General features: G+C 51.6%; 17 protein-coding genes and 1 other annotated feature. Of the genes, 14 read left to right on the top strand and 3 right to left on the bottom strand.

From position 1 onward, the window contains the following. Nucleotides 1-70: 70 nt before the first annotated feature. Nucleotides 71-1,003, bottom strand: coding sequence for a 6-phosphofructokinase II (gene pfkB / locus JGF26_RS00870; RefSeq protein ID WP_049007599.1), 933 nt, complete (start codon nucleotides 1,001-1,003; stop codon nucleotides 71-73). A 295-nt stretch (nucleotides 1,004-1,298) separates the two neighbouring features. Here pfkB and JGF26_RS00865 point away from each other — a divergent pair, with 295 nt between their 5' ends. Further along, nucleotides 1,299-2,057: a YdiY family protein gene (locus tag JGF26_RS00865; RefSeq protein ID WP_028017222.1), complete on the top strand. Its 759-nt coding sequence runs from the start codon at nucleotides 1,299-1,301 to the stop codon at nucleotides 2,055-2,057. Between the two features lie 80 nt (nucleotides 2,058-2,137). Here the strand turns inward: JGF26_RS00865 and yniD are convergent, their stop codons facing one another. Both yniD and yncL read right to left on the bottom strand, forming a co-directional pair. Beyond that, complete coding sequence (yniD, locus tag JGF26_RS00860; RefSeq protein WP_008500658.1) at nucleotides 2,138-2,245, bottom strand: small membrane protein YniD; 108 nt, start codon at nucleotides 2,243-2,245, stop codon at nucleotides 2,138-2,140. Between the two features lie 98 nt (nucleotides 2,246-2,343). Then, nucleotides 2,344-2,436, bottom strand: coding sequence for a stress response membrane protein YncL (gene yncL / locus JGF26_RS00855; RefSeq protein WP_021241082.1), 93 nt, complete (start codon nucleotides 2,434-2,436; stop codon nucleotides 2,344-2,346). Nucleotides 2,437-2,760: 324 nt separating this feature from the next. On the opposite strand from yncL, the gene thrS reads away from it, so the two are divergent. The 13 genes from thrS to JGF26_RS00790 all read left to right on the top strand — a co-directional run bounded on the left by thrS (nucleotide 2,761) and on the right by JGF26_RS00790 (nucleotide 13,902). Continuing rightward, nucleotides 2,761-4,689, top strand: coding sequence for a threonine--tRNA ligase (gene thrS / locus JGF26_RS00850; protein WP_028017224.1), 1,929 nt, complete (start codon nucleotides 2,761-2,763; stop codon nucleotides 4,687-4,689). A gap of 3 nt (nucleotides 4,690-4,692) precedes the next feature. After that, nucleotides 4,693-5,235 (top strand): translation initiation factor IF-3, encoded by a 543-nt coding sequence (infC, locus tag JGF26_RS00845; protein WP_023616141.1) that lies wholly within the window; start codon nucleotides 4,693-4,695, stop codon nucleotides 5,233-5,235. 97 nt (nucleotides 5,236-5,332) lie between these two features. Next, complete coding sequence (gene rpmI, locus JGF26_RS00840; protein WP_001124225.1) at nucleotides 5,333-5,530, top strand: 50S ribosomal protein L35; 198 nt, start codon at nucleotides 5,333-5,335, stop codon at nucleotides 5,528-5,530. A gap of 50 nt (nucleotides 5,531-5,580) precedes the next feature. Continuing rightward, a complete protein-coding gene (gene rplT / locus JGF26_RS00835) occupies nucleotides 5,581-5,937 on the top strand; it encodes a 50S ribosomal protein L20 (protein WP_000124850.1) in 357 nt (118 codons plus the stop codon). Between the two features lie 117 nt (nucleotides 5,938-6,054). Beyond that, nucleotides 6,055-6,179, top strand: a sequence feature (Phe leader region). Continuing rightward, on the top strand, nucleotides 6,060-6,104 hold the full coding sequence (gene pheM / locus JGF26_RS00830) for a pheST operon leader peptide PheM (protein ID WP_001386830.1): 45 nt from the start codon (nucleotides 6,060-6,062) through the stop codon (nucleotides 6,102-6,104). It overlaps the preceding feature by 45 nt. Before the next feature lie 62 nt (nucleotides 6,180-6,241). Further along, a complete protein-coding gene (gene pheS / locus JGF26_RS00825; RefSeq protein WP_010426091.1) occupies nucleotides 6,242-7,225 on the top strand; it encodes a phenylalanine--tRNA ligase subunit alpha in 984 nt (327 codons plus the stop codon). A 15-nt stretch (nucleotides 7,226-7,240) separates the two neighbouring features. Beyond that, nucleotides 7,241-9,628 carry a phenylalanine--tRNA ligase subunit beta gene (gene pheT / locus JGF26_RS00820; protein ID WP_128347991.1) on the top strand — a complete coding sequence of 796 codons (2,388 nt, stop codon included), beginning with the start codon at nucleotides 7,241-7,243 and terminating at the stop codon, nucleotides 9,626-9,628. A gap of 4 nt (nucleotides 9,629-9,632) precedes the next feature. After that, a complete protein-coding gene (ihfA, locus tag JGF26_RS00815; RefSeq protein ID WP_003857805.1) occupies nucleotides 9,633-9,932 on the top strand; it encodes an integration host factor subunit alpha in 300 nt (99 codons plus the stop codon). A gap of 103 nt (nucleotides 9,933-10,035) precedes the next feature. Then, a complete protein-coding gene (gene btuC / locus JGF26_RS00810) occupies nucleotides 10,036-11,016 on the top strand; it encodes a vitamin B12 ABC transporter permease BtuC (protein WP_028017226.1) in 981 nt (326 codons plus the stop codon). 33 nt (nucleotides 11,017-11,049) lie between these two features. Beyond that, entirely contained in the window at nucleotides 11,050-11,601 is a 552-nt protein-coding gene (locus tag JGF26_RS00805) for a glutathione peroxidase (protein WP_028017227.1), read from the top strand. Beyond that, on the top strand, nucleotides 11,601-12,356 hold the full coding sequence (gene btuD / locus JGF26_RS00800) for a vitamin B12 ABC transporter ATP-binding protein BtuD (protein ID WP_108090153.1): 756 nt from the start codon (nucleotides 11,601-11,603) through the stop codon (nucleotides 12,354-12,356). Before JGF26_RS00805 ends, btuD begins: the two co-directional genes overlap by 1 nt. A 74-nt stretch (nucleotides 12,357-12,430) precedes the next feature. After that, entirely contained in the window at nucleotides 12,431-12,895 is a 465-nt protein-coding gene (locus JGF26_RS00795; protein ID WP_134707567.1) for an NlpC/P60 family protein, read from the top strand. A gap of 293 nt (nucleotides 12,896-13,188) precedes the next feature. After that, nucleotides 13,189-13,902 carry an EAL domain-containing protein gene (locus JGF26_RS00790; RefSeq protein WP_028017230.1) on the top strand — a complete coding sequence of 238 codons (714 nt, stop codon included), beginning with the start codon at nucleotides 13,189-13,191 and terminating at the stop codon, nucleotides 13,900-13,902. The last annotated feature ends 6 nt before the right edge of the window (nucleotides 13,903-13,908 follow it).

Below are 13,908 nucleotides of genomic sequence, written 5' to 3'. Positions count from 1 at the left end.
AGCATAGTCGATAGTCTGTGTTTGGCGACTACGATGTGAATTTCCCCTCCATAAAGAAGGGGAACGGGTGTTAATTGCGTGACAGGTAATCAACGATTTTTTGCGTATCGGCCAGTGAACAGAGACGCGTGCCCTGGTTGATGGTTGCAGCACTCCCCGCCGCCACACCGTAGCGTGTCATTTCCAGCAGTGATGCGCCCTGTGCCAGTTTCAGCGTCATTGCACCGACCATGCTGTCACCGGCACCCACTGTACTCTGACTTTTCATTGGGGGTGGCACAACCTGAACGGACGACGATTCATCGACTGCCAGCGCCCCCTGAGGACCAAGGGAGACCACAACGCGTCGCGCTTTACCGCTGCGCACCAACTCCTGTGCGGCGGTGCGAACATCATCTGGTTGTGTCAGTTCGCGGTTGACCAGTGCACTCAACTCTTTCTGGTTGGGTTTAACCAGCTCAAGATTGCCAGGCACTAATGCAGCCTGCAGGGCATCGCCGCTGCTGTCGACAATGCAGCGGATCCCGCGTTGTTGTGCAGCCCGGATGAGCGCTGTTAATTTTTCCGTGCTCACGCCGGGTGGCAGGCTGCCGCTCACTACCAGCAGTGCACCGCTTTCTATCGCCAGCACTTTCTCTTCCAGTTGACGAAATTCATCATCACTGAGCTTTGCGCCAGGCATGACAAAACGGTATTGCTCTCCGCTTGACTCCACGTGTACATGCAGGTTTTGTCGTGTCCAGTCTTTGGCATCGACTGTCTCTACGGCAACATGCTCATCTGCCAGCAAAGAGATCAGGTGTTCACCGGTGGCTCCCCCTGCGGGGAATATTGCTGTCGCTTTACCGCCGAGGTGCGTAATCGCGCGCGCCACGTTGATACCTCCACCGCCTGGCTCAAAGACAGGGGGCGTGCAACGCAATTTACCTTCCGGGTAAATCTGGGGCGTCAGGGTGGCGGAATCAAGGGAAGGGGAGAGCGTCAGAGTGTAGATAGAAACCATCATTACCTCCTTTTAGCATGGGTTCTTATTAGTCTGGCACCATTTATCAGGAAGGCAATGTAAATAACAGTATGATTTTAAATATGAATAGGGATGAAATAACATTTTGGGGATATATAAAATAAAACGCAATTTGAGATCGTTCTTATTCAAAAAATGAAATAAGAAAACATTGCTATGTTATTTGCGGCTTTTTATAATTTGTTACCTTTCTCTGGACGCCTTGTCATTGATCCTCAAGAAAGATTCCGGGACCGTGTGGTCTCTTTTTTTGTTGTACGGACTCCTTAATAAAATGAAGCTTTTGAAGACAGTACCCGCTGCACTGATGCTGGCGGGTGGCGTGTTTGTGGCAATGAACGCGAGCGCCGATGATACCGTTTTTACTGTCATGGACGATCCCACCACCGCGAAAAAACCGTTTGAAGGTAACCTGAACGCCGGGTACCTGGCACAATCCGGTAACACGAAAAGCTCCTCTCTGACAGCGGACAGTACGCTCACCTGGTACGGTAACACCACCGCATGGTCTCTGTGGGGAAATGCCAGCAACACTTCCGCTAATGATGAACGCTCTTCCGAGAAATATGCGGTAGGCGGACGTAGCCGCTACAACATGACTGACTATGACTACCTGTTTGGTCAGGCAAGCTGGTTGACTGACCGCTACAACGGTTATCGTCAGCGTGATGTGTTCACTGCGGGTTATGGTCGTCAGTTCCTGAATGGCCCGGTACACAGCTTCCGTTTTGAATTCGGTCCTGGTGTTCGTTATGACGAGTACACCGATGGCGATACCAAAACCCAACCTCTTGGCTACGCTTCCGGCACCTATGCCTGGCAGATGACCGACAACACCAAATTTACCCAGGGTGTTTCAGTATTTGGTGCCGACGATACGACGCTGAACTCCGAGACAGCGCTGAACGTGGCTATCAACGAACACTTTGGTCTGAAAGTGGCTTACAACGTGACCTGGAACTCTTCACCGCCAGAAACTGCACCGGATCATACCGATCGCAGAACCACTGTTTCACTGGGTTATAGAATGTAATAATGGCGGGCCGATGAAGATGTCGGCCCGTTTTACATCTTAGGCCTGTTGACGTACTTTCTGATGACGACTATTCGCCTCTAGCCCCAAATCATTGCCGCCCAACGCAGTAACAGCATAGCGCCGCAGATGGCTATCAGCACCAGCACCATTTTCCAGTGTTTTACGGCAAATCGTTTTGTTGGCATAACCTAATCCTTGTTCCTTGATACGCATAGTCTATCAAACAGGGCAGAAAAATGCCCCATCGCAGGGCGCGATTAGGTTATACCCGCTTAGGTGAGGCTCAGAACCAGTGGAATCGTTCGGCGAGAATTAACAATAAACCTGTGGCTGAAAGGATGTTCAATATCACAACCGTTCTACTAGATACGTTCATGGTATGCACCTTTGGGTTTAATGACCTGTTCAAGAGTAGCCCATCATCTCTGGAATGCGAGCTCCGGGGATATGCAACCGGCAAATTCATGCAAAAGTGCCAGCACACCAATCTGCCAGCAGAGGGTGCAATCTCCCTTTTGTTAGTGTTAACATTGCAAGGCTTGCCGTAAATCGGACGTTGTCTGATTTTCCTGCGGGTGAATGATGACGAACCAATTTGACGATTGTTGGTCAGATGGTGTCGTAATCTATTGTCAAATCACGATTATTTTCTTTGTATATGCTCTTATGTGTGGGGCATCACTGCAAATAAGGATATAAAATGCCTGTAATTACTCTTCCTGATGGCAGCCAACGCCATTACGACCACGCTGTTAGCCCAATGGATGTTGCCCTGGACATTGGTCCTGGTCTTGCGAAAGCGACCATCGCTGGCCGTGTTAACGGTGAGCTGGTGGATGCTTCCGATTTGATCGAAAATGATGCAACGCTTGCAATCATTACAGCGAAAGACGAAGAAGGTCTGGAGATCATTCGCCACTCCTGCGCACACCTGTTAGGTCATGCCATCAAACAGCTGTGGCCAAACACCAAAATGGCGATCGGTCCGGTAATCGACAACGGTTTTTACTACGACGTTGACCTTGACCACACCCTGACTCAGGAAGATATCGACGCGCTCGAAAAACGTATGCACGAGCTCGCCGAAACGAACTATGACGTCATCAAGAAGAAAGTCAGCTGGCACGAAGCGCGTGAAACCTTCGTGAAGCGTGGCGAGAGCTATAAAGTCTCTATTCTTGATGAAAACATCTCCCATGATGACAAGCCTGGCTTGTACCATCACGAAGAATACGTCGACATGTGCCGTGGACCGCACGTGCCGAATATGCGCTTCTGTCATCACTTCAAGCTGATGAAAATCGCAGGCGCCTACTGGCGTGGCGACAGCAACAACAAGATGTTGCAGCGTATCTACGGGACCGCATGGGCCGATAAAAAAGCACTGAATGCTTATCTGCAGCGTCTGGAAGAAGCCGCGAAGCGTGACCACCGTAAAATTGGTAAGCAACTTGACCTGTACCACATGCAGGAAGAAGCGCCGGGTATGGTGTTCTGGCACAATGACGGCTGGACCATTTTCCGTGAACTGGAAACCTTCGTTCGTTCCAAGCTGAAAGAGTACCAGTACCAGGAAGTAAAAGGCCCGTTCATGATGGACCGTGTGCTGTGGGAAAAAACCGGCCACTGGGACAACTACAAAGATGCGATGTTCACTACCTCTTCCGAGAACCGTGAATACTGCATCAAGCCAATGAACTGCCCGGGGCACGTTCAGATCTTCAACCAGGGTCTGAAGTCCTACCGCGACCTGCCGCTGCGTATGGCAGAGTTCGGTAGCTGCCACCGTAACGAGCCATCAGGTGCGCTGCATGGTCTGATGCGTGTTCGTGGTTTTACTCAGGATGATGCGCATATCTTCTGTACGGAAGATCAGGTACGTGACGAAGTTAACGCCTGTATTCGTATGGTCTACGATATGTACAGCACCTTTGGCTTCGAGAAGATCGTGGTCAAACTCTCAACGCGTCCGGAAAAACGTATCGGCAGCGATGAGACCTGGGATCGCGCAGAAGCGGATCTCGCCGTGGCGCTGGAAGAGAACGGCATTCCGTTCGAATACCAGTTGGGCGAGGGCGCATTCTACGGTCCGAAAATTGAATTTACCCTGTATGACTGCCTCGATCGCGCATGGCAGTGCGGTACTGTACAGCTGGACTTCTCCCTGCCGCAGCGTTTAAGCGCCTCTTATGTTGGCGAAGACAACGAGCGTCAGGTACCGGTAATGATTCACCGTGCAATTCTCGGTTCTCTGGAGCGCTTCATCGGCATCCTGACTGAAGAGTTCGCCGGCTTCTTCCCAACCTGGCTTGCGCCAGTGCAGGTCGTGGTGATGAACATTACCGATTCTCAGGCGGATTACGTTAAAGAATTGACGCAGAAACTACAAAATGCGGGCATTCGCGTAAAAGCAGACTTGAGAAATGAGAAGATTGGCTTTAAAATCCGCGAGCACACTTTACGTCGTGTCCCGTATATGTTGGTCTGTGGTGATAAAGAGGTGGAAGCAGGCAAAGTTGCCGTTCGCACCCGCCGTGGTAAAGACCTGGGCAGCCTGGACGTAAGTGAAGTGATTGAGAAGCTGCAACAAGAGATTCGCAGCCGCAGTCTTCAACAACTGGAGGAATAAGGTATTAAAGGCGGAAAACGAGTTCAAACGGCACGTCCGAATCGTATCAATGGCGAGATTCGCGCCCAGGAAGTTCGCTTAACAGGTCTGGAAGGCGAGCAGCTGGGGATTGTGAGTCTGAGAGAAGCAATCGAAAAGGCTGAAGAAGCTGGAGTAGATTTAGTTGAAATCAGCCCTAACGCCGAACCGCCAGTTTGTCGTATCATGGACTACGGCAAGTTCCTTTATGAAAAGAGTAAGTCTTCTAAGGAACAGAAGAAAAAGCAAAAAGTTATCCAGGTTAAGGAAATCAAATTCCGTCCTGGTACCGACGATGGCGATTATCAGGTAAAACTCCGCAGCCTGATTCGCTTTCTGGAAGATGGCGATAAGGCCAAGATCACGCTGCGTTTCCGCGGTCGTGAGATGGCCCACCAACAGATTGGTATGGAAGTGCTTAACCGCGTCCGTGACGATCTGAGTGAACTGGCAGTAGTCGAATCCTTCCCTACGAAGATCGAAGGCCGCCAGATGATCATGGTGCTCGCTCCTAAGAAGAAACAGTAAGGCCTTCAAGCAGCAAAATCTGTGGAGCCTTCGGGCTTCATAGGTTTTGTTCGCCTATGTTTCGTTTATTTAACAATGCGAAGTGGAAGTTATTAAGATGCCAAAAATTAAGACCGTACGCGGTGCTGCTAAGCGCTTCAAAAAAACCGGTAAAGGTGGTTTTAAGCACAAGCACGCTAACCTGCGTCACATTCTGACTAAGAAAGCTACCAAGCGTAAACGTCACCTGCGTCCAAAAGCCATGGTTTCTAAAGGCGATCTGGGCCTGGTAATCGCGTGCCTGCCGTACGCATAAGTCGTTAACGTTTAACTTTTTTAACTTAGAATAGATACAGGAGAGCACACATGGCTCGCGTAAAACGTGGTGTAATTGCACGTGCACGTCACAAGAAAATTTTGAAACAAGCTAAAGGCTACTACGGTGCGCGTTCACGCGTATACCGCGTTGCCTTCCAGGCTGTTATCAAAGCAGGTCAGTACGCTTACCGTGACCGTCGTCAGCGTAAGCGTCAGTTCCGTCAACTGTGGATTGCGCGTATCAACGCAGCAGCACGTCAGAACGGTATTTCTTACAGCAAATTCATCAACGGCCTGAAAAAAGCCTCTGTTGAAATCGACCGTAAGATCCTGGCTGACATCGCAGTATTCGACAAAGTAGCGTTCACCGCTCTGGTCGAAAAAGCGAAAGCAGCACTGGCATAAGCCAGTTGAGAGAGGGGGCTTAGCTCCCTCTTTTCATTTAACACCATCAGAAGATTGACTTTTACCGGTGCAACCTTTTCAATAAGGTCTTAACGGTATTTACCACACAAGGTAACGCAAGCATGAATGCTGCTATTTTCCGCTTCTTCTTTTACTTTAGCACCTGAATTCAGGAGGCTAGCGCGTGAAAGATGAAACGAAAAACAGCGCCAGATAAGCCTCCCGATGGAGGCTTTTTTTGTGCCTGAATTTGAGAGAATAACTCCACCAAATCGGTGTCTGCACCGACATAATGAGGAAAATCATGTCACATCTCGCAGAGCTGGTTGCCAGTGCAACAGCCGCCATTAATCAGGCCTCAGATGTTGCCGCGTTAGACAATGTCCGCGTCGAATATCTTGGTAAGAAAGGGCATCTGACCCTTCAAATGACAACCCTGCGTGAACTGCCGCCAGAAGAACGCCCGGCAGCGGGTGCGGTAATTAACGAAGCCAAAGAGCAGGTGCAGCAGGCGCTGAACGCACGCAAAGCTGAGCTGGAAAGTGCAGTGCTGAATGCGCGTCTGGCTGCAGAGACTATCGACGTTTCTCTGCCGGGTCGCCGCATCGAAAACGGCGGTCTGCACCCGGTTACCCGCACCATCGATCGCATTGAAAGTTTCTTCGGTGAGCTCGGCTTTACCGTGGCGACTGGCCCGGAAATTGAAGATGATTATCACAACTTCGATGCCCTGAACATTCCTGGCCATCATCCGGCACGTGCTGACCACGACACTTTCTGGTTCGACGCCACGCGTCTGCTGCGCACCCAAACTTCCGGCGTTCAGATCCGTACCATGAAGGATCAGGAACCGCCAATCCGTATTATCGCGCCGGGCCGTGTATATCGTAACGACTACGATCAGACCCACACGCCAATGTTCCACCAGATGGAAGGCCTGATTGTTGATAAAAACATCAGTTTCACCAACCTGAAAGGCACGCTGCATGATTTCCTGAATAACTTCTTTGAAGAAGATCTGCAGGTTCGTTTCCGTCCGTCCTACTTCCCGTTCACTGAACCGTCTGCGGAAGTTGACGTGATGGGTAAAAATGGCAAGTGGCTGGAAGTGCTGGGTTGCGGCATGGTGCATCCAAACGTACTGCGCAACGTAGGTATCGATCCGGAAGTTTACTCCGGCTTTGCGTTCGGTATGGGCATGGAGCGTCTGACCATGCTGCGTTACGGCGTGACCGATCTGCGTGCATTCTTCGAAAACGATCTGCGTTTCCTCAAACAGTTTAAATAAGGGCAGGACAGAACAATGAAATTCAGTGAACTGTGGTTACGCGAATGGGTGAACACCACGCTGGACAGCGAAGCGCTTTCTAACCAGATCACCATGGCTGGCCTGGAAGTTGACGGCGTTGAGCCGGTTTCAGGTGCCTTTAATGGCGTGGTCGTAGGTGAAGTAGTTGAATGCGGCCAGCATCCTAATGCAGACAAACTGCGCGTAACAAAAGTGAACGTGGGCGGCGAGCGCCTGCTGGATATCGTCTGCGGTGCGCCAAACTGCCGTCAGGGGCTGAAAGTTGCTGTGGCAACCGTCGGTGCGGTACTGCCGGGCGATTTCAAAATTAAAGCGGCTAAGCTGCGCGGTGAGCCGTCTGAAGGCATGCTGTGCTCGTTCTCCGAGCTGGGTATTTCCGACGATCACAATGGCATCATTGAGCTGCCGTTGGATGCGCCAATTGGCACCGATATCCGTGAATACCTGAAGCTTGATGACAACACCATTGAAATCAGCGTCACGCCAAACCGTGCTGATTGCTTAGGTATCATCGGCGTAGCGCGCGATGTTGCGGTGCTGAACCAGGTTGAGCTGAACGTACCAGACATCACGCCAGTTGCTGCAACCATTACCGACACTCTGCCAATTCAGGTTGAAGCCGCCGATGCGTGCCCGCGTTACCTGGGGCGTGTTGTGAAAGGCATTAACGTTAAAGCGCCAACCCCTCTGTGGATGAAAGAGAAACTGCGTCGCTGTGGTATTCGCTCCATTGATGCGGTTGTTGACGTTACTAACTACGTTCTGCTGGAGCTGGGCCAGCCAATGCATGCGTTCGATAAAGATCGTATCGACGGCGGCATCGTTGTGCGCATGGCGAAAGAGGGTGAAACCCTGGTTCTGCTGGACGGCAGCGAAGCAAAACTGAACGCTGATACCCTGGTGATTGCAGATCATGGTAAAGCGCTGGCGATGGGCGGTATCTTCGGGGGCGAGCACTCAGGCGTGAACGACGAGACGCAAAACGTCCTGCTGGAATGCGCCTTCTTCAGCCCGCTCTCCATCACCGGTCGCGCACGCCGTCACGGCCTGCATACCGATGCCTCTCACCGTTACGAGCGTGGCGTTGACCCGGCATTGCAATACAAAGCAATGGAACGTGCAACGCGCCTGCTGATCGATATCTGCGGCGGCGAAGCTGGCCCGGTTATTGATGTGACAAACGAAGACACTCTGCCAAAACGCGCAACCATCACTCTGCGTCGCAGCAAGCTGGATCGTTTGATTGGGCACCACGTTGCCGATGCGCAGGTCACCGACATTCTGAAGCGCCTGGGCTGTGAAGTCACCGAAGGTCAGGACGAATGGAAGGCTGTTGCGCCATCATGGCGTTTCGACATGGAGATCGAAGAAGACCTGGTGGAAGAAGTGGCTCGCGTATACGGCTACAACAACATCCCTGATGAGCCTGTACAGGCGGGTCTGGTGATGGGCACCCACCGTGAAGCTGACCTGTCTCTGAAGCGTGTGAAAACCATGCTCAATGATAAAGGTTACCAGGAAGTGATCACCTACAGCTTTGTTGATCCGAAGCTGCAACAGTTGATCCATCCGGGCCAGGAAGCGCTGATCCTGCCAAGCCCAATCTCCAGCGAAATGTCCGCGATGCGTCTGTCTCTGTGGACGGGGCTGCTGGGTACGATTGTTTACAACCAGAATCGCCAGCAAAACCGTGTGCGAATTTTCGAAAGCGGTTTGCGCTTTGTACCGGATAATCAGGCAAATTTAGGCATCCGTCAGGATCTTATGCTGGCTGGTGCCATCAGCGGTAACCGCTATGAAGAGCATTGGGATCTGGCGAAAGGGACGGTTGATTTCTACGATATGAAGGGCGATCTGGAAGCAATTCTCGATCTGACCGGTAAATTATCTGAAATTGAATTCCGTGCAGAAGCCATTCCGGCACTGCATCCGGGGCAAAGTGCAGCCATTTATTTAGACGGCAAACGTGTTGGTTTCATTGGTGTTGTTCACCCTGAGCTGGAGCGTAAACTGGATCTGAATGGCCGTACCATCGTGTTCGAGCTGGAGTGGAACCCGGTTGCAGACCGCGTCATTCCTCAGGCGCAGGACGTGTCACGCTTCCCGGCGAACCGCCGTGATATCGCGGTTGTGGTCGCGGAAAATGTGCCCGCAGCAGATATTTTGGCCGAATGTAAGAAAGTTGGCGTAAATCAGGTAGTTGGCGTAAACTTATTTGACGTGTACCGCGGCAAGGGCGTAGCAGAAGGTTTCAAGAGCCTTGCTATCAGCCTTATCCTTCAGGATACCAGCCGTACACTCGAAGAAGAGGAGATTGCCGCTACCGTCGCCAAATGTGTAGAGGCATTAAAAGAGCGATTCCAGGCATCATTGAGGGATTGAACCTATGGCGCTTACAAAAGCTGAAATGTCAGAATATCTGTTTGATAAGCTTGGGCTTAGCAAACGGGATGCCAAAGAGCTGGTAGAGCTGTTTTTCGAAGAGATCCGTCGTGCTCTGGAAAATGGTGAACAGGTAAAACTCTCCGGTTTTGGCAATTTTGATTTGCGAGACAAAAACCAACGTCCGGGCCGCAACCCGAAGACGGGGGAAGATATTCCCATTACAGCTCGCCGCGTGGTGACCTTCAGACCCGGCCAGAAGTTAAAAAGCCGTGTCGAAAACGCAACGCCCAAAGCAGAGTAATATGAACTAACTAAAAAGGCCGCTCACGCGGCCTTTTTTCTTTGCGCTCTTTGGCAAACCCGCCGTAAAATCAATTACATCTTACGTCAATAAAACTGTACACATGCTTGATTACGCCTATCGCCAGCACCGTTCCGATCAACGTCGCCTGTTTTTGCTGGTGCTGCTTCTTGTTGTCGCCGCCGGCATAAGCCTGTGTGCGGGCGACAGATGGATAGGGCCTGAAAGCTGGATGAGCCCTGACGGGCAGATCTTCATCTGGCAAATACGTCTGCCGCGCACCGTGGCGGTGATCCTGGTGGGGGCTGCACTGGCGCTCTGCGGCACCATTATGCAGGCATTGTTCGACAACCCGCTGGCGGAACCCGGGCTGCTCGGCGTATCGAACGGCGCAGGCGTGGGGCTGATAGCGGCCGTCATGCTTGGTGGGGGAGCACTTTCCGGGTGGAGTATCAGCCTGAGCGCCATTACTGGCGCATTGCTGATAACGCTCATTCTCCTGCGTTTCGCCAGACGGCACTTATCGACCAGCCGTCTGCTGCTTGCCGGGGTAGCGCTGGGTATCATCTGTAGCGCGCTGATGACCTGGGCGGTCTATTTCTCGACCTCCTTTGACCTGCGTCAGCTGATGTACTGGATGATGGGCGGTTTTGGGGGCGTGGACTGGCACCAGGGCTGGCTGATGGTTCTTCTGATCCCGGTCATATTGTGGGCGACCATGCAGGCACAACCACTCAACATGCTCGCGCTGGGTGAAACATCCGCTCGCCAGCTCGGGATGCCACTGGTGTTCTGGCGTAATGTGCTGGTTATTGCCATTGGCTGGCTGGTGGGGGTCAGCGTGGCGCTGGCGGGGGCGATTGGTTTTATCGGGTTGGTTATTCCGCATATGCTTCGCCTGTGTGGCCTCACCGACCATCGAACCTTACTTCCGGCCTCGGCAGTCGCCGGGGCGGTAACACTGCTGGTGGCCGATATCATCGCCCGGCTTGCCCTGACAGCCGCGGAACTGCCCATTGGTGTAGTGACCGCCACGCTGGGCGCGCCGGTATTTATCTGGCTACTATTAAAAGCCGGACGTTAAATCACGATCCGTAAGACAACCAGAGGGAATGCTATGCAGTCAGATATCCTGAACACCAAAGTGACCACCATTGATGGCGATAACACCACGCTGGAAGGCTACAAAGGCAATGTATTGCTGATCGTCAACGTGGCATCCAAATGTGGCCTGACGCCACAGTACGAGCAGCTGGAGAACATTCAGAAAGCGTGGGAGAAAGACGGTTTCACCGTGCTGGGTTTCCCCTGCAACCAGTTCCTGGGCCAGGAGCCGGGAAGCGAAGAAGAGATCAAAACGTTTTGTAGTACGACCTACGGTGTGACGTTCCCGCTGTTCAGCAAAATTGATGTTAACGGCGAAGATCGCCATCCACTGTATGCGAAGCTGATTGCTGCCGCGCCGACAGCCGTTGCGCCAGAAGGCAGCGGCTTTTATGAACGTATGGCGAGCAAAGGTCGGGCACCGCTCTACCCGGATGATATTCTGTGGAACTTTGAAAAATTCCTGATCGGTCGTGATGGCCAGGTGGTTCAGCGTTTTTCGCCGGATATGACGCCTGAAGATCCGATTGTCATGGAATCTATCAAGCTGGCGCTGGCGAAATAATGTCGTTGCTGATGCAGCTCACGGACGTTGCCGAGAAGGGACGTCTGGAGCCGATAACCGGTACCCTCAATGCGGGAGAGATCCTGCATCTTGTTGGGCCCAACGGCGCAGGGAAGAGCACGTTGTTGGCCCGTATGGCGGGGCTAACCTCCGGGCAAGGGCAGATATCGCTGCTGGAGCATACTCTAACTGACTGGTCGCCGGTCTCGCTGGCGCACCGGCGCAGTTACCTTGTGCAGCAACAAATGCCCCCTTTTGCGATGCCTGTCTGGCATTATCTGATGCTGCATTTGCACGACAAACAACATACGGCACTGCTGACTGAAGTGGCTGCGGCCCTGGGGCTAGAAGATAAACTGTCCCGGCACGCCAGCCAGCTTTCCGGCGGAGAATGGCAGCGAGTGCGCCTGGCGGCGGTCATTGTTCAGATTCACCCGGCAGGTAACCCTCACGGGCGGATGCTGCTTCTGGATGAGCCGATGAGCGGTCTGGATGTGGCGCAGCAGGCGGCGCTGGATTCGCTGTTAAGTAGTCTGAGCCGAAAGGGTATCGCCGTGGTAATGAGCAGTCATGACCTCAACCATACCTTGCGGCATGCCCACCGGGTGTGGTTGCTGTCACGTGGAAAGATGATCGCCAGCGGGACGCGGGATCAGGTTCTTACGCCGCCAAATCTTGCCCTTGCGTACAATATGTCTTTCCGCAGGCTGGATATAGAGGGACATAAGATGCTGATTTCTACCGGGCAGGAGTAACCGTTTCTTGCCTGTTAGCACAATTGCACGCTAAATTACGAAAAGAACAAAAAAAGCAGAGGATTCGTCTGAAAATGCGATTCTGGTTTCTCCTGATGACAGCGTTATTTCTCGCGGGATGCAGTAGCCATCGTGCGCCGCCGCCTAACCCACGGCTTTCAGATTCTATCACCGTCATTGCCAGCCTCAACGATCAGCTGAGCAACTGGCGCGGTACGCCTTATCGTTATGGCGGCATGAGCCGTGGCGGTGTAGATTGTTCTGGTTTTGTCCTGATGACGTTCCGCGACAAGTTTGACTTACAGCTTCCGCGCGAAACGCGCAAGCAGGCAGAAATAGGGACTGAAATTGATAAAGATGAGCTTCTGCCTGGAGACCTGGTGTTTTTCAAAACCGGGTCGGGTGAAAGCGGTCTTCACGTTGGAATTTATGATACAGACAATCAGTTTATTCACGCCTCGACCAGTCGCGGAGTGATGCGATCTTCTCTCGATAATGTGTACTGGCGTAAAAACTTCTGGCAAGCACGACGTATTTAGTCTGCCCCGGATGTGTCTTTATGACGGCATGGTAGCGAATAAAACATGCCGTTTTTTCGCAAATAAGATGATTAAAGTTAAATTTACCTAAAATTAGCTAAGCCCGCATGTGTCTGTTTTATCTAAAACTGGCTATTATTCAGTAACCAGGATAAGATTATTTTAGATTCAGGGATAAATCTGAAAATTAATACGGAACTAATGAAATTAATCTTATTAAAATCAAGACAGTGGAATTGTGTCGGCAATTGCTCCAGGATGTCCTCTCTCATCTTTAATGCGGGGCGAGTGCAATGATAATTACGCTAGATAATGCTTACCAGTCTGAACTATTGTTCATGCCTGCCCGTAATAGTGCAGGTGAGCTTAAAGGTTTAGAGGTTCTGGTTAACTTTACTGGCGTCGGCACTGATGTAAGGATCCCCACTGACCTCGTTATCCCTCGTCTTACAGCGACAGAAGAGTTAGCGTTGTTTAACGAGAAACTGCAATTGCTTGATACCTGCAAACTGTTTTTTATTCAGCATCAGTTAATTGCATGGATCAATATTACACCTGTTATTGTTGAGTTTTTATTAAGCAATGGAAACGCTGTTTCAATCCTTGAGCGTTATCCGTTTATTGAGTTTACTGTTAATGAGAACTATCCAGGTTTAAATAACGGAAAAGACGATCTCCAGTTGGCAAGAATGGCGATTCATTTCCCGTTGGTTCTGGCAAACTTTGGTGCAGGCGCAGCATCCCTCAAAGCCGTCTATGATGGATTATTTAAACGGGTGATCATCGACAAAGGGTTCATTCAGCAGCGTGCATCGGAGCTCTCTTTTGAACCTTTTATGCGTGCAATTCTCTGGCAGATAACACCACATTGCCAGTCTGTCATCGTAGCCGGAATCGACGATCACAACCTGTTGCAACGTGTCTTGTCCTTTAACGTCGGCGCGATGCAGGGAGCGCTCTGGCCAGCGGTCAGTGCAGAGCACGTCACCACGCTGGTTCAGCGATAACCCTTT

Source organism: Enterobacter sp. E1, from assembly GCF_016809815.1.
Lineage (GTDB): Bacteria > Pseudomonadota > Gammaproteobacteria > Enterobacterales > Enterobacteriaceae > Enterobacter > Enterobacter adelaidei.
The sequence above is the reverse complement of the archived record's forward strand: the minus strand, read 5'-3'. Positions and strand labels throughout refer to the sequence as shown.